The sequence below is a fragment of the Pseudochelatococcus sp. genome (assembly GCF_050946405.1).
Taxonomy (GTDB): domain Bacteria; phylum Pseudomonadota; class Alphaproteobacteria; order Rhizobiales; family Beijerinckiaceae; genus Pseudochelatococcus.
This window is the reverse complement of the sequence record NZ_JBMNUS010000006.1, coordinates 107742-122255: the sequence shown is the minus strand read 5'-3', so window position 1 is coordinate 122255 and position 14514 is coordinate 107742. Positions and strand designations below refer to the sequence as shown.

Below are 14514 nucleotides of genomic sequence, written 5' to 3'. Positions count from 1 at the left end.
TCTTCCGATCGCGCCCCGGTTTCCCCGCGTCGCTGCATTATTCTTGTCGCTTGGGATCCAGCATATACGCTAATTCCCGTACTGATAAGTTGAATCGTCGCCGGCGCGAAAGCCGCCTTTGCGCCTCGACCGGGAATCGCCATATTGACATGGGAAACCGGTCGGGAAGGCGGGCGCCGCCTTTGCGGGAAACACCTCCCGGCCGCGACGACAACCGATAACGGACAACAAGCAAGCGAGCCCGATCACATGCAGCCCGGCCTTGAAGAGATCCTGGACAATTTTGCGTTCCTCGACGACTGGGATGACCGCTATCGCTATCTGATCGAACTGGGACGCATGCTGGAACCGTTGCCGGACGACGCACGGACCGACGACAACAAGGTGCGCGGCTGCGCCAGCCAGGTGTGGCTGCGATCGACCGTCTCCCACGACGCCGAAGGCGTGCCGGTGCTCACCTTCATCGGCGACAGCGACGCGCATATCGTGCGCGGCCTCGTGGCGTTGGCGCTGGCGATTTTTTCCGGCAAGCGGGCGGACGATATCCTGCGCGCCGACGCCCTCGCGATTTTCGACCGGCTCGGCCTCGCCGCCCACCTGACGCCCCAACGCTCGAACGGCCTGCGATCGATGGTGGACCGAATCAGGAGCGACGCCAAGCACGCCCTCCCGCAGCCGTCACGCGGCATGGCGGCCACCGCCGATCATGCATGACGCCTTCCCGGCCGGCGAAACGGCCGGATCGGACGGAACTTGTCCACAGGCGTCACATGAGCATCACAATAACCGCGTTCTCCCATTGACAGTTCGAGAACGTCTTCGTAAACAGAGCACCTCGCTTGAGGCGAGCCCAGGTGGCGGAATTGGTAGACGCGCTGGTTTCAGGTACCAGTGACGCAAGTCGTGGAGGTTCGAGTCCTCTCCTGGGCACCAACGGTTTCTTAAATCGTTGATGTTGAAAGACAATCCGAAAATCGAAGCTTGGCCGCAGCCGTCGGGGATGACCGGGTGGCATGGTGGTTTTCGTTATCCGTCAATGTCTCGTGCATCGTATGTGTTGACGGATTCCGCACGGCCGGCAAACGCAGTTTTCCACGAGCCTCCCTCCCGACCACAGCTTGGAGCGCTCGTGTCTCCCGACGGTCTACTCGTCCAGATGACCGGCGAAGGTTGCCCCGGCATATCGCTCGCGAAACAGCCCCGCTTCCGCCAGGCGCGGAACGAGCGCCCCCAGCGCAAGATGCATGGACCCGACCGAACCGCCCGGCGTCGCGATGAAACCATCGATCGCGCCGGCGGCCGCCCAGTCCGCGATTTCCGCGACCGCATCCGCCACCGTGCCGACGATCTGCCAATGCGCCGATCCAACGCCTTCCGGGCGGCGGAGCAGGTCGTCGAGCGTCGGCGCATCGCGCGCGACAAGCCGGCGCAGAAGGGCGGCGTGCGTCCGGCTGCGCGGCCGTTCCGGTGGCGATGCGGGCAGATCGCGCATCGTCAGCGGACGATTCACCGGCCAGCGGAGAAGATCGATCCCGAGCGCCTCGCCGATGGCGACCAGCACGGCCGCCCTGTCCGTCCGCGCATGGGTCGCGGCGAAGAGATCGCGGGCCTGCGCGCGGGTGTCGGCCAGATAGAGACTGAGACCGGGCAGCAGGCGGATATCGCCGGCCGCGCGGCCGTGGCGCTCCGCGCGCAGGCGCAGGTCCTGCCGCAATTCGAGCGCGGCGTCCCGATCAGGCGTCGACGCGAAGACGGCGTCGGCGACGGAAGCGGCAAAGTCGCGCCCGGCGGGCGATGCACCGGCTTGCACGAGCGGGATCGGCACCTTGTCGAAAGCGGGCAGGTTGAGCGGCCCGCGCACGTTCAGGTGCCGCCCGGCATGGTCGACGGGCCGCACCAGCGCGGAATCGGCATATCGTCCGCTTGCCCGGTCGATCTTCAGCGCCCTGTTCGGAAAACTCTCCCAGAGCAGCCTCACGACCTCGGTGAACTCCGCGGCCCTTTCATAGCGCGCCTCGGACGACGGCATGGCCTCGAGACCGAAATTCTCGTGTCCTGCAAGCGCGGTGACGATGTTCCAGCCGGCGCGGCCATTGCTCAACCAGTGCAGCGACTGGATCTGTCGCGCCACGACATAGGGCGGGAGAAAAGCGGTCGAGGCCGTCGACAGCAGCCCGATATGCGACGTCTCGCGGGCGATGGCGGCGAGAAGCACCGTCGGGTCGAGGCTGGCGAAGCCCGGCCCCGTTTCCAGAGCCTCCACCGGCAGAAAAAGCGCATCGGGACGGAAGACGAAATCGAGATGGACCGCCTCCGCCCGCTTCGCGATGTCGACGTAGTAATCGCCCGAAAACAGTCCCTCGGCGGCGCTGTCCGCGCGGCGCCACGCATCGCCGTTCAACCACGTGGGCGCCAGCGACATGCCGATGTGAAGCTTTCTGCGGTCTTTCATCGTCATCCCCGTCTGGCGATCAGATCCTTCTGCCGCGCGCCAGCAGCCACAGCAGGTAAAGCCCGCCGAGCAGGCCGGTCGTCAGCCCGATCGGCATGCGGATGCTGAACGGAAACCGCTGGCCGGCCAGATCGGCGGCAAGGAGAAGCACCGCCCCCATGACCGCGCCGGAAACGAGCGGCACGTCGGACGACAGCGTGAGACGCCTCGCGAGCTGCGGGCCGGCCAGCGCGACGAAGGCGATGGGGCCGGCGGCGGCCGTGGCGATGGCCGTCAGCGCGACGGCGACCGTCATCATGACGAGCCGCGTGCGCTCCACGGCGACGCCGAGCTGGCTCGCGGCATCGTCGCCCATTTCAAGCAGGTCGAGGCGTCTTGCGTGCAGGGCCGCGAACGGCGCGACGACGCAGAAGCCCAGCGCCGCCGGCAGGACATGCGACCAGGTTCGCGTATTGAGCGAGCCGGCCAGCCAGATCTGGGCGGAAATGGCCTGATCGAGATCGCCGGTCGTCACGAGGACCGTGTTGACGCCCGACAGCACGGCGCCGACGCCGATCCCCACCAGCACGAGCCGGTAGCCGCCCGTGGCGCCCCCCTTTCGCGACAGCAGAAACACGGCCGCCGCCGTGCTCACGCCCGCGAGCGCCGCCGCCAGCGCGGTTTCGAACGGGCCGGCGTTGAACAATATGATCTGCACGATCGCGCCCGTCGCGGCGCCGGTCGTGAAGCCGATGATATCGGGCGAGCCGAGCGGGTTGCGCGAGACGGACTGGAAGATCGCGCCCGCCATGCCGAGCGCCGCGCCCACGAAAATCGCGGTCAGCACGCGCGGCAGCCGCACGCGGACGATCACGCGCTCAGCCGTGGCGTTTTCACCGGTGCCGAGCAGGCCGCCGATCACCTCGGACGGCGTGAAGGCCAGCGTTCCCGTGCCGAGAAGAATGACGGCAAGCGTCAGACCGACCGCCGCGAGCAGGGCGCAAACCAGCGCGGCGCGCGGCCTCCACCGGCGGGAGAACGGCCCGAGCCGCAGGAGGGATGCACCCGCGCCGCTCATGGCTTCATCAACCGGAACCGGCGCGCCACGGCAATGAAGAACGGCCCGCCGAGCAGCGAGGCGACGATGCCCGCCGCGACCTCCGAAGGAGCCGCGATCAGCCGGCCGAGCACGTCCGCGCCAAGCAGCAGGATCGCCGCGAGCAGCGCCGAGCCGGGCAATATCCAGCGGTAATCCGGGCCGGTCATCATCCGGGCGGCATGCGGCGCGGCAAGGCCGACGAACGCGATCGGCCCGGCGGCGGCGGTCGCCGCGCCGGACAGCAGCATCACCGACAGACAGGCGAGCAGCCAGGTGACGCGGGCGTCGACCCCGAGCGCCCGCCCCAGATCGCTCCCCAGCGCCATGGCGTTGAGGCTGCCGGCGATGGGCAGCGCCATTCCCAGCCCGGCCGCGACGGCGAGGGCGAGCACGCCGGCGACATCGAGCCCCCTGCCCTCGACCGAACCCGCCGCCCAGTTGCGAAAATCGTCGAACACCGCCAGCGGCGCATTGAGGATGACGATGCCGGTGACTGAAGCCAGCATGATCGACAGGCCGGCGCCGGCCAGCACGAGACGCACGGGATCGATGCCCGTCCGATGCGCCTGCCCGAGAAGAAACACCGCGACGCCCGCAAGCCCCGCCCCCGCGAAAGCGAACCAGACATAATGCGCCATCGTCGCGGCGCCGAAGGCGGCGACCCCGATGACGACACCCGCCGCCGCGCCGGCGTTGATGCCGAGCAGCCCCGGCTCGGCAAGCGGGTTGCGCGTCACCGCCTGCATCACCGCCCCCGCCACGCCGAGCGCAAGGCCCGCCAGCACGGCCACGAACGTGCGCGGAACGCGCAGTTCCCGGATGACGAGGTGGCGGTCGTTGCCGGCGTCATAGGCGCGCAGCGCATCGAACGCCTCCGCCAGCGGAACGGGACGCGAGCCGACCACGAGGCTGACGAGGGCAAGCGCGCCGAGCGCCAGAACGCCGGCCACAAACCCTCGCGCGCGCCTGCGACGCAGGAACGGCGCGCGCGTGCCGGCGTCGTCGGCGACGCAGGTCATGGCTTGCGGAAGTACCGGGCCACCGTGTCGATCAACTGACGCCCGGAATAATAATCGATGCGGAACGAGGTGGGGCCGAGCGGATAGACCTGCTTCTTCACGACCGCCGGCAGATTCGCGAGAACCGGATCGGCCAGAAACGCCTTCGCGTCGTCCTCGGTGCCGTTGAGCAGGAACACGGTCTCACCGGCGATGGCCGCCGACAGGGTCTCGCGGGAGACGAAGGCGAAGTCCGATCCGCGTCGCGTCTCGTCGGGGCGCAGCCCCGGCGGCAGCCCCGCCACCTCGAAACCGAGAGCCCGGAGCAGCGCCGCCTGCGGGCTGGTGGGCCGGCTCACCGAATAGCTGGCGCCGATGTTGTAGCCGACGATGCTGACCGGGCCGGCCGGCGGCCGGAGGGAGGCTCCCACTTCGGCGGCATGGGCGTCGAAGCGCGCGACGGCCGCCCTCGCTCCTTCCTCAAGACCGGTGGCCCGGCCGAGTTCGGATGCGATCTCCTGCCAGCCCCGGTTGAAATAATTGACGACCACGGTCGGAATGCCCTGCGCTTCCAGTTCCGCATAATGCTGGGCCGCGCTGTCGCCGCCGGCGGCCGAGACGACCAGCAGGTCGGGGGCCGCGCCGATCACGGCCTCGATGTCGAACTCGAGATCGGGATAGAGGACCGTGACGCCGCGCGCGTCCGCGACATCGGCCCATTGCAGGAAAAAGCCCTTGTCATCGGTCAGGCTCGTGCGCGTCGCCGCCGCGCTCGCCACGACCGGCGCGCCGATGGCGAGCAGGATGCCGGTGACGCTGGGCGTTGCCGAGACGATCCGCTTCGGCTGCGACGCGAGGGTCAATTCCCCCGCCTCGTGCCTGATCGTTCGCGGCCAGCCGCCTTGCGCAAGCATAACCTGAGCCTGCGCGACCTGAGCCGACAGAAGCAGCACGGCGAAAACGGCCGGCACGATACGGAGCAGTCTTTCGGGATTCATCATCGAGCCTCATCGCGATCGGAGCGCCCGCACGGCGGACCTGACGCCATGCGATCCATGTTGCAGAACGCATTCCACGATGCAATACAGAAGACGTCTCCACCGTTCCGGAAAGAGTTCCATCGATGACGCATCGCCTGCATGCCGAAGCCGTAACCCTGCGCTACGGCGAGCGAACGATCTCGGAAAATCTCTCCGTCGCCATCCCGGACGGTTCGTTCACCGTCATCGTCGGCCCCAACGCCTGCGGCAAATCCACACTGCTGCGGGCCCTGTCGCGGCTGCTGGCGCCGTCGTCCGGGCAGGTCATCCTCGACGGCCGGCGCATCGGCAGCCTGCCCGCGAGGGACGTGGCGCGCCGCCTCGGCCTGCTGCCGCAAAGCGCGACCGCTCCCGAAGGCATCACGGTGGCCGATCTCGTCGCGCGCGGCCGCTATCCGCACCAGTCGTTCCTGCGGCAATGGTCCGCGGCGGACGAGCAGGCCGTCGCCGCGGCGATGGAGGCCACCCGCATCGCGCCGTTGTCGGAGCGTCCCGTCGATGCGCTTTCCGGCGGCCAGCGTCAGCGGGTGTGGATCGCGATGGCGCTGGCCCAGCAGACGCCGATCCTGCTGCTCGACGAGCCGACCACCTTCCTCGACATCGCCCATCAGATCGACCTGCTCGATCTGCTCGCCGACCTCAACCGCGAGGGGCGCACGATCGTCGCCGTATTGCACGATCTCAACCATGCCTGCCGCTACGCCTCCCACATCATCGCCATGAAGGAGGGCGCCATCGTGGCCCAGGGCGAACCCGCCGCCGTCATAACCGGACAACTCGTCGAACGGGTCTTCGACCTGCCGTCCCTCATCATCGCCGATCCCGTCACCGGCACCCCGCTGGTCGTGCCGAGAGGGCGCGGCGCAGCGGGAAAGCGGTGAGCGGCCCGAGGGCCGGAGCGCCTCAGAACGAGCCCTTGACACCGACGCCGAACGTGCGCGGCATGGTCATGCTCGCCTCGATGCCGCCGGTGACGCTGCGGTTCTGCTGAATGTAGGTCGGCGTCTGTTCGTCAAAAATGTTCCTGACGTAGCCGTAGAGTTGCAGATGCTCGTGGAACCGGTAGCTCACCCGCGCATCCGCGATCGTATAGGCATCGACCTTGTAATCGGGCGAGTTCGCGATATCGGAGAAATAGCCGTCGAGATGACGGACCTGCCCGGAAATGTTGAGCTTGTCGGTCACATCCCAGCTCGCGCCGAAAGTCAGCGTATAACCGGGAGACTTCGTGAACTCGTTGCCCTCGTAATTGGCGTTGCTCGATATCTCGTCGATCTCGGTCTGCAACAGGCCGGCGCTCGCATTCAGCGTCAGGTTGTCGAGAACCCGGTAATCGATTCCGACCTCGAGACCATAGGCATGGGCCTTCTCGGCATTGATCGTATAGGATTGGGTAACGCCCGGCGAGATCACGACGGGAATGTTGTATTGCGCATTCTTCATGTCCGTATAGAACAGGTTTCCGTTCAATGATAGCTTGTTGTCGATCAGGCTTGCGCGCGTGAACAGCTCATAGTTCCAGAGTGTCTCTTCCTTGAAGGTCACCCACCGCCCGGAGGTAAGATTGAGCGCGACGCCGCCGGGGTTGTAGCCGCGGCTCACCATAGCGCCCACCGTCCAGTCCGGCGTGACGGCGAAGGCGATCGATGCCTTCGGCAGCAGCGCCGAGAAGGTCTTGTCGAAATCCACCGGCGTCCGCGTATAGACCGAGGTGCCGAGGCGCTGGATATCGTCCTGCTGGTAACGGAGCCCGCCGGTAAACGTCCAGCGGTCCGTCAGCTTGTAGCTCGCCTCGCCGAAGATGCCGAGGTTCTGCTTCGTGTCGTCGAAAGTCGAAACACCGCTGAGGTACAGTTTTTCATCGGATTTCGTGTGCGCATAATAAAGGCCGGCAACGCCGCTCAGCTTGCTGTTCTCGTCGCCGAAGGTGACACGCGTCTCGTTCGACACAGTTCTCTGGTCGATATCCGCATTGCCGTTGGTCGCGACGTTCGCGATGCGGCGGACGGAGGAGTCCGTGTACTGCGCCTGGTTGAAGATCTTGAAGCCGTTGGAGAAATCATAGCTTATGTCGAGGATGCCGGTGTGGGTGTCCTGCTCCCATGACGGCATCGTCGCAGAATTGCTGTTCAGCCAGCCGAACGGCCGTGTTGCGGCCTCCTGGCTCGGCCGGTTGGTGTTGGTATACGAATAGGTGAGCTTCGCTTCGAAGCCCGGAATCGCGGAGGGCAGCCAAAGAAGCTTGAAGCGGGCGTTCAGCGACTTGAAATCCAGGTCGGTGTCCCCGGGCACCATGTTCGGATTGATGTAGTCGATGAAAGTGTCGCGCCCCGAATAGTCGACCGCAAGGCGAGCCGCGAGCTCGTCCTTGACGATGGGACCGGAGAGCGCGAAGGAGCCCCGCTTCGTGTTGTAGCTGCCGAACTCGGTCTGGTAGGCGGCTTCAGGCGTGAAGGTCGGGTCCTTCGTGTTGACGATGATGGCGCCGGCGATCGCATTCGCGCCCTGCGAGGTTGTCTGCGGCCCACGAAACACCTCGATGCTGCGGACATCCCAAACCGACGTCGCGCCGTAGTAGAACTCGTTGAAATTCAGGTAATGACCGTCGAGATTGATCGTTGCGCGCGGCACAGTCCCGGCGAAGAAAGCGGTGGCGCCGGTGTTGGGGCCTTGCGTATCTTGGCCACGGATGACCGGGGCGCTGACCGAATCCGGATAGATCACGTTCGGAACGCCCTGGAGCGCATCCGAGACGGATGCAGCTCCGGGCTTGCGCGCGATATCCTCCGCCGTCAGCACGGTGACGGAGCTTGCGGTTTCACGCAGGCTGCGCTCGATTTTTTCGCCGCTCACCGTGATCTCCGACAGTTCGAGGACGGTCGCCTCCTCCCGCTCCTGCGCGAAACCCGCCGTCGCCGCCAGAACGGAAAGAGACACGACGCTCGCACCGCCCAACAACTTCCTCGCAAACGCATGCAGCGTCATTTTCACCCTCATCATCTGAACGGCCGGGCGTCCGACACCTCGGCAATACCTGCGGCTTGCTTCCGCACATCATTCCTTCACGGATTTCCACAGTGCAGAACGCATTCCGTTTTTGCAACGGCACGCGCCCGCCGCATCCGGCAAAAACGTATTCGGGGATCGCTTATGACTTTTTTGCCACATTCAACTTGCCAACCGCGTGCGATCACTCGCACGGAGAAAGCTTATGTTGTCCAAATACTGGAATTAAACTAATCAAACATTCTGGATCGAATAGCCGGCGCTGATTCGCACCCGCCGGGCGGCAGCCTCGCGGCGGAGGCGGGCGGAACGATCGGGCTTTCCGAACCGGCTGTTTCGCTATCGCGGGAGACGACCTTGGCAGCATCCTCAACCGGCGCGGCAAATGCCGAATCTGCACCGCAGGCCGAAAGGCGCGCCGGCACCATCCAGTCGGTGTCCATGGCCGCGCGCTTTCTGACGATTCTCGCCAATGCCGAGGAGCCGCTGACGCTGGGGGTGCTGGCCCGGCGCGCGGGCACCGTGGGCTCGACCGCGCACCGCTATCTGCAAAGTCTGGTGAAGGAGGGGCTGGCCTCGCAGGATGCCGCCACGGGGCTTTACGATCTCGGGCCGGCGGCGCTGAGCATCGGGATCGCGGCGCTCAAGCGGGTGGAGCCGGTCGAGGTCGCCGCCCGGCACATGAAACAATTGGCGAGCTGCATCGCGGCGAGCGGCGGCGTCGCCATCTGGACGGAACGCGGGCCGACGCTCGTGCGCTGGTACAGGAGCGCCTATTTCTCCATCAGCTCCCTCGGTCTGGGCGATATCCTGCCGCTCGACAACACCGCCTGCGGCCTGATGTTTCAGGCTTTTCTCCCGGCGAGCCGCATCGAGGCCGCGAGGCAGCGCCAGCCGGAGCATTTTCGCGGCAAGCCGCCGGCGGCGCAAACGCTGGAAAAGATCCGCGCGACGCATTGGTGCGAGCTTCGGGGCCACCTCCTGCCGCAGATCATCGGGCAGGCGGTGCCGGTCTTCGACGCCCAGCACGAGATCGTCTGCGTCATGACCACCATCGCCAATCTGGGCGAGGAACAGCTCCCGGAAGAGCGGCAGGCGCTGCTCGACGCCGCTCGGGCCGTGGCCGTTGAAACCGGAGGGTAGAGCAGTTTGCGTTCGAATCGATCCATCGACTTGAATGCATTGCAACAGAATATGAAGCTTAGAGCATTTCGGCGTTTCGTTGAAATGCCGAAATGCTCTATCTTATTGACTTGACGCGCTTTCTTCACGCAAAGCGATATCCGCTCTGCTTGAAAACGCTCTAGAAGGTCTGACGCTCCAGGAAGAGCGCGCGCACGTCCGGGGCCGCCGGCACGGCCCGCAGCGTGTCGAGGAAAGCGGCCGTATCCGCATTCAGCACCGGTCCCGCGAGACTGTGGAACTTCGCCGCGGCATCGGCGGGCGACGGAAAGGTCTCGGGCTCGCCGGACGGATCGGGCACGCGCAGCCGGTGGCTTTCCCCGCGCGCGACGATCTCCAGCGTGGCGCCGAACGGATGGCGCAACCCTTCGAGGCTCGCGTCGCGCACCACCTCCACACGGTCGGCGATGGCGTCGATTTCGGGATGGCCGAGAAGGTCGTAGTCGTCCCATCCGAAGCGGCCGCGCGTGAGGGCCACGGCGGCCGCGAAGGGCATGGAGAACTGCCCGTCGACGATGCTGCGCGCGCGCCGTTTCCCCGCCAGCGGCGCCCCGACCAGCGTGATGCCGTTGCCGTGCAGGCCGACGGTGACGCGCTCGATGTCGCCGCCGGCCCAGGCATGCCGCTTTTGCAGCGCGAGAATGCCGTCCACCGCCGCATGGGTATAGCGGCAGGCGGGATAGGGTTTGACGCCGATTCGGAGGGTTTCCCACTCTGCGCCGAGGTTTTCCACCGCGCGGGCCGGATCGGCGCCGTCGCTGTAGGCGCGCAGGAAGCCGTGCTTGCCGTCGATGGCATCTACCGCGCCGACGAAATCCGCATCGGCGAGCGTCGCGGCCATCAGCCCCTTCATGGCCGCCTCGCCGACCTGATAGCGCTTGTTCCAGGCGCCGTTGGCGAGAAATTGCAGCGATCCCGACGCCTGGCTCGCGGCCACGCCGAATGCGCCGGCGATTTTCGCCGCATCGAGCCCCAGCAGGCGGCCGGCGGCGGCGGCGGCGCCGAAAACGCCCGCCGTCGCGGTGGGGTGAAAACCGCGCCCGTAATGGACGGCCGGATCGAGCGCCACGCCGAGACGGCAGCAGATCTCGAAGCCGATCGCGATGGCGGCGAGCAGATCGGCGCCCGACGCGCGCGTCAGCTCGGCGGCGGCGAAGGCGGCGGGCACCACCGGGGCGCTGGGATGCAGGGAACTGTCCGCATGCGTGTCGTCGAAATCGAGCGAATGGCCGAGCGCCCCGTTGAGAAGCGCCGCCGCGGCAGCAGGATAGCGGCGGTTGAGGCCGAAGACGATGCATTCGTCGCCCCTGTCGAGACCGAGGCGCGAGAGCATCGCCAGGATCGACGGGGTGGAATCGACCTCGTTCGCGGCGCGTATCGTCGAGCCGATCAGGTCGGTCGCAAGGGCGAGCGCGCGTTCGGAGACGGCCTGCGGCACGTCGGCGGTCGCCGTTTCGGCTGCAAAGGTGGCCATGATGTGCGTTACGGACATCGCATCGAACCTCGTCGCTGGTCGGAAATCGCTGGTGGGAAGCGCCCCTGTGGCCGGGAACCGGCGCATGAAGACCGGCCGCGCCTGCGCGACGGCTCATCCCGCCTGCCGCGAAGGATGGACCTTGCGGCGGCATAGGGGAAATATATTTTTTCTCGCACGGCGATAGGAAACGGCGATAGGAAAAGACATGACGACGAGGCCGTCGCTTGTGTGCGGCCCGGACCGTCTCTATCATTTTTCACCATATGATGGGGTTCTTGTCTGACAGGATCGCGATGGACATTCGCCAGCTTCGTTACTTCGTCGCGATCGCCGAGCAGGGATCGTTCTCGCGCGCCGCATCGCTGCTGCGCATCGCGCAGCCGGCGCTGTCCATGCATGTCCGCAACATGGAGACGGATCTCGGCACGTCGCTGCTTTTCCGCAGCCCCAGGGGCGTGGTGCCCACGGAGGCGGGCGAAATCCTGCTGCGCAACGCGCGCATCATTCTCGACCAGCTCGCGACGACCGAGGAGGAAATCCGCGTCCACGACAACAACCCGCGCGGCGAGGTCTGCCTGGGGCTCCCCGGCACCATCAGCCAGATCCTCACCGTGCCGCTGATCACCGCGGCGCGGGCGCGCTATCCGAACATCAAGCTGCGCATCGCCGAAGCGATGAGCGGCTTCGTCCTGGGATGGCTGCGCGAGGCGCGGATCGATCTTGGCGTGCTCTACCGCGACGCGGCCGACAGCGGCATCGCCACCGTGCCGGTTCTGGAAGAGGAGCTGGTCTTTTTCGGTCCCGCCACGCCCCGGCCCGGCATGGAGATATCCATGGAGATATCCGTGGAAGGCGAGGCGCTCGACTATGGCCTGATCGCGGCCCTGCCGCTCATTCTGCCGGGCGAGGCGCACGGCCTGCGCGAGCTTCTCGAACGGCAGGCGCTCATGGCCGGGTTCGAGCTGAACACGGCGATCGATGTCGATTCCTATTCCAACATCAAGGAGCTCGTCGCCTCCGGCTTCGGCTATTCCATCCTGCCGCTCAACGCGATCGCGCGCGAGGTGGCGGCGGGCGATCTTCGAAGCTGGACGATCTCCCGGCCGGCGCTCCAGCGTTCCGTCCGTCTGGCGCATGCGCTGGAGCGCCCGATGACGAACGCCGTCGCCGCCATCGAGGCGCTGACGCGCGAGGTGCTGCGCGACCTCGCCCGCACGGGCCGCTGGGTGGGCGCGACGATCCTGCCCGAGGAACCCGGCTGACTCCGGCGCGCCACGCCGCCCGGCCTGATGCGCCGGACATCACATTTCGTTATGGCAGCCACCCCGCAAATCCTATTGGCGTTCGGCAAGAACGGCAAACTATCCTGCATGCATAAAACAAGGCCGCGCACATCACGGCCGGGAGGAAAGTGCATGTGGACTGTGGAACGACTGAAGGCGGACCTGTCCGCGCCGGTCATCGGCTCGCCGATGTTCATCGCCAGCGGCGTGGAACTGGTGGTGGCGCAATGTCGCGCGGGGATCATCGGCACGTTCCCGGCCCTCAACGCGCGCCAGCCCGGCGACCTCGACCGATGGCTCGGCGAGATCAGGAGCAGGCTCGCGGCGTTCGAGGCGGAGACGGGCCGCAAGGCGGCGCCGTTCGGCGTCAATCTGATCGTGCACGATTCCAATACCCGCCTTGCCGAAGATCTCGACACCATCGCGCGCCATGAGGTGCCCCTCATCATCACGTCGCTGTCGGCGCCGGGAGAAGTCGTCCGCCGCGCGCACGATTACGGCGGGCTGGTGTTTCACGACGTCATCAACATGCGCCACGCGCGCAAGGCGGCCGAGGCGGGCGTCGACGGTCTCATTCTCGTGGCGGCGGGCGCGGGCGGGCACGCGGGGCGCATCAACCCGGTCGCGCTGGTGGAGGAAGCCCGCCGGTTCTTCGGCGGCGCGCTGACGCTGGCGGGCGCCATCACCTCCGGCCGGGGCGTCGTCGCGGCCGAGGCGCTCGGATGCGATTTCGCCTATATCGGCACGCTGTTCCTCGCCTCGGAGGAGGCGCAGGTCGCGGAACGCCACAAGCAGCTCGTGGTCGAGAGCACGGCCGCGAACATCGTCTATTCGCCGATGTTCTCCGGCACGCACGGCAATTATCTCGAAGGCAGCATCGCCGCCGCCGGCATCGACCCGGCCGAGGCCGCGCGGGCCGAGGCGCGCAGGATGGATTTCGGCGACGGCCACCCCAAGCCGAAAGCCTGGCGGGATATCTACGGGGCGGGGCACGGCGTGGGGAATATCGCGAAGATCGAACCCGCCGGCACGCAGATCGCCCGCATCGTCGCCGAAAGGCGGGAGACGCTTGCCCGCCTCGCCGCCGCGGCCCTGCCGCAAGAGGGCCTCGTGCGGGCATGACGCTTCCCCGGAAACGCGCTTGCCGGCGGCGACCGCGCGGGGACGGCTCAGACGACGGCGGCCGCTTCCCGGACGACAGCCGCTTTCCGGCCGAAGAGATTGAGGGAGATGCGTTCAGCCGCCTGCCGGAGACTGCGGCCGACCTCGTGGAGCTGATCGGGGCTCTTCATCCCGGCGATGCCGATCGCCGAAAGGCCGAAGCGCGCCGCCCCGGAGTGGTCGCACACGACCGCGCCGACGATGTCGATCGCACGATAGAGATTGCCGAGGTCGAAGGCGTAACCGTCGATGTTCGCCTGCCTCACCTCGGCGGCGTATTGATCGAAGCCGGGCGGCTGCGACCAGCGCAGTTCCTGAAACTTGCGCCTGAGCTCCAGCTCTCCCAGCGCGCGGCTGGCCGCGACACAGCGGCCCACCGCGCCGATGAAGGAAGGCAGGCGGGTGCCAAGCTGCATGTCGATATGCACGATGCGGTTCTCGACGACGCGATCGATGAGCACGAGGCGCTCGAAGGCGGTGATCTTCCAAAGCGCGACCAGCGTATCCTGTCCGCGCGAGACATCGGAAATGACGGGGCGGATCAGATCCACCGGGTCCGCCGCCAGCAGGGGCAGGGCAAATTCGAGAACGCCCATGGCGAGGCCATATGTCTTCCCGGTCTCGTCGAAATCGACCAGCCCCTCCGCTGCGAGCGTGCGCAGAATGTTGAAACAGGTGCTCGTATTGACATGGGTCGCGCGGGCGATCTGGGCCACGCCGGCGGGCGCGGGCGCATGAGCGAGGTAGCGCAGGATGCACACCGCATTGCTCACTGCCCCGACAAAGGTTTTTGGGTTGCCTGCCGCATCATCGTTTTTCTGCATGGAGAATTATTTT

The 14514-nt window shown here is 66.6% G+C and carries 12 protein-coding genes and 1 tRNA gene; 6 read left to right on the top strand and 7 right to left on the bottom strand.

Translation table 11 applies throughout. The annotated features are described in order from the left end of the window. The first annotated feature begins 249 nt into the window (after positions 1-249). Together ACOYJQ_RS10865 and ACOYJQ_RS10860 are read left to right on the top strand one after the other, a co-directional pair. On the top strand, positions 250-714 hold the full coding sequence (locus tag ACOYJQ_RS10865; protein WP_433458349.1) for a SufE family protein: 465 nt from the start codon (positions 250-252) through the stop codon (positions 712-714). Between the two features lie 134 nt (positions 715-848). Continuing rightward, positions 849-933 (top strand) — tRNA-Leu (locus ACOYJQ_RS10860). Between the two features lie 211 nt (positions 934-1144). Here ACOYJQ_RS10860 and ACOYJQ_RS10855 read toward each other — a convergent pair. Genes ACOYJQ_RS10855 through fepB form a run of 4 tightly spaced genes read right to left on the bottom strand, consistent with a single transcriptional unit; the run spans position 1145 to position 5529 of the window. Next, positions 1145-2452 carry an NtaA/DmoA family FMN-dependent monooxygenase gene (locus ACOYJQ_RS10855; RefSeq protein WP_433458347.1) on the bottom strand — a complete coding sequence of 436 codons (1308 nt, stop codon included), beginning with the start codon at positions 2450-2452 and terminating at the stop codon, positions 1145-1147. 19 nt (positions 2453-2471) lie between these two features. Continuing rightward, positions 2472-3509: a FecCD family ABC transporter permease gene (locus ACOYJQ_RS10850; protein ID WP_433458345.1), complete on the bottom strand. Its 1038-nt coding sequence runs from the start codon at positions 3507-3509 to the stop codon at positions 2472-2474. Continuing rightward, on the bottom strand, positions 3506-4549 hold the full coding sequence (locus tag ACOYJQ_RS10845) for a FecCD family ABC transporter permease (protein ID WP_433458343.1): 1044 nt from the start codon (positions 4547-4549) through the stop codon (positions 3506-3508). Before ACOYJQ_RS10845 ends, ACOYJQ_RS10850 begins: the two co-directional genes overlap by 4 nt. Further along, on the bottom strand, positions 4546-5529 hold the full coding sequence (gene fepB, locus ACOYJQ_RS10840; protein WP_433458341.1) for a Fe2+-enterobactin ABC transporter substrate-binding protein: 984 nt from the start codon (positions 5527-5529) through the stop codon (positions 4546-4548). The genes ACOYJQ_RS10845 and fepB overlap by 4 nt, the downstream gene beginning before the upstream one ends. Before the next feature lie 122 nt (positions 5530-5651). On the opposite strand from fepB, the gene ACOYJQ_RS10835 reads away from it, so the two are divergent. Continuing rightward, the gene (locus ACOYJQ_RS10835) at positions 5652-6449 is read left to right on the top strand and encodes an ABC transporter ATP-binding protein (RefSeq protein ID WP_433458339.1); all 798 of its coding nucleotides are present in this window, start codon (positions 5652-5654) and stop codon (positions 6447-6449) included. Positions 6450-6471: 22 nt separating this feature from the next. Here ACOYJQ_RS10835 and ACOYJQ_RS10830 read toward each other — a convergent pair whose 3' ends face one another. Continuing rightward, a complete protein-coding gene (locus tag ACOYJQ_RS10830; RefSeq protein WP_433458337.1) occupies positions 6472-8553 on the bottom strand; it encodes a TonB-dependent receptor in 2082 nt (693 codons plus the stop codon). Between the two features lie 378 nt (positions 8554-8931). Between ACOYJQ_RS10830 and ACOYJQ_RS10825 the strand changes: the two genes are divergently transcribed. Continuing rightward, entirely contained in the window at positions 8932-9717 is a 786-nt protein-coding gene (locus ACOYJQ_RS10825) for an IclR family transcriptional regulator (RefSeq protein ID WP_433458335.1), read from the top strand. A 160-nt stretch (positions 9718-9877) separates the two neighbouring features. Here the strand turns inward: ACOYJQ_RS10825 and ACOYJQ_RS10820 are convergent, their stop codons facing one another. Further along, positions 9878-11248 (bottom strand): MmgE/PrpD family protein, encoded by a 1371-nt coding sequence (locus tag ACOYJQ_RS10820; RefSeq protein WP_433458333.1) that lies wholly within the window; start codon positions 11246-11248, stop codon positions 9878-9880. Between the two features lie 260 nt (positions 11249-11508). Between ACOYJQ_RS10820 and ACOYJQ_RS10815 the strand changes: the two genes are divergently transcribed. After that, entirely contained in the window at positions 11509-12495 is a 987-nt protein-coding gene (locus ACOYJQ_RS10815; protein WP_433458331.1) for a LysR substrate-binding domain-containing protein, read from the top strand. 153 nt (positions 12496-12648) lie between these two features. After that, the gene (locus tag ACOYJQ_RS10810) at positions 12649-13638 is read left to right on the top strand and encodes an NAD(P)H-dependent flavin oxidoreductase (RefSeq protein ID WP_433458329.1); all 990 of its coding nucleotides are present in this window, start codon (positions 12649-12651) and stop codon (positions 13636-13638) included. A gap of 47 nt (positions 13639-13685) precedes the next feature. Here the strand turns inward: ACOYJQ_RS10810 and ACOYJQ_RS10805 are convergent, their stop codons facing one another. Continuing rightward, complete coding sequence (locus tag ACOYJQ_RS10805; protein WP_433458327.1) at positions 13686-14501, bottom strand: IclR family transcriptional regulator; 816 nt, start codon at positions 14499-14501, stop codon at positions 13686-13688. Positions 14502-14514 lie beyond the last annotated feature (13 nt).

What these genes read in the sequence shown, in the direction of transcription:
- ACOYJQ_RS10865 (WP_433458349.1), top strand. Translation starts at nt 250, where the DNA reads ATGCAGCCCGGCCTTGAAGAGATCCTGGACAATTTTGCGTTCCTCGAC.
- ACOYJQ_RS10855 (WP_433458347.1), bottom strand. Translation starts at nt 2,452, where the DNA reads ATGAAAGACCGCAGAAAGCTTCACATCGGCATGTCGCTGGCGCCCACG.
- ACOYJQ_RS10850 (WP_433458345.1), bottom strand. Translation starts at nt 3,509, where the DNA reads ATGAGCGGCGCGGGTGCATCCCTCCTGCGGCTCGGGCCGTTCTCCCGC.
- ACOYJQ_RS10845 (WP_433458343.1), bottom strand. Translation starts at nt 4,549, where the DNA reads ATGACCTGCGTCGCCGACGACGCCGGCACGCGCGCGCCGTTCCTGCGT.
- fepB (WP_433458341.1), bottom strand. Translation starts at nt 5,529, where the DNA reads ATGATGAATCCCGAAAGACTGCTCCGTATCGTGCCGGCCGTTTTCGCC.
- ACOYJQ_RS10835 (WP_433458339.1), top strand. Translation starts at nt 5,652, where the DNA reads ATGACGCATCGCCTGCATGCCGAAGCCGTAACCCTGCGCTACGGCGAG.
- ACOYJQ_RS10830 (WP_433458337.1), bottom strand. Translation starts at nt 8,553, where the DNA reads ATGACGCTGCATGCGTTTGCGAGGAAGTTGTTGGGCGGTGCGAGCGTC.
- ACOYJQ_RS10820 (WP_433458333.1), bottom strand. Translation starts at nt 11,248, where the DNA reads ATGTCCGTAACGCACATCATGGCCACCTTTGCAGCCGAAACGGCGACC.
- ACOYJQ_RS10810 (WP_433458329.1), top strand. Translation starts at nt 12,649, where the DNA reads ATGTGGACTGTGGAACGACTGAAGGCGGACCTGTCCGCGCCGGTCATC.
- ACOYJQ_RS10805 (WP_433458327.1), bottom strand. Translation starts at nt 14,501, where the DNA reads ATGCAGAAAAACGATGATGCGGCAGGCAACCCAAAAACCTTTGTCGGG.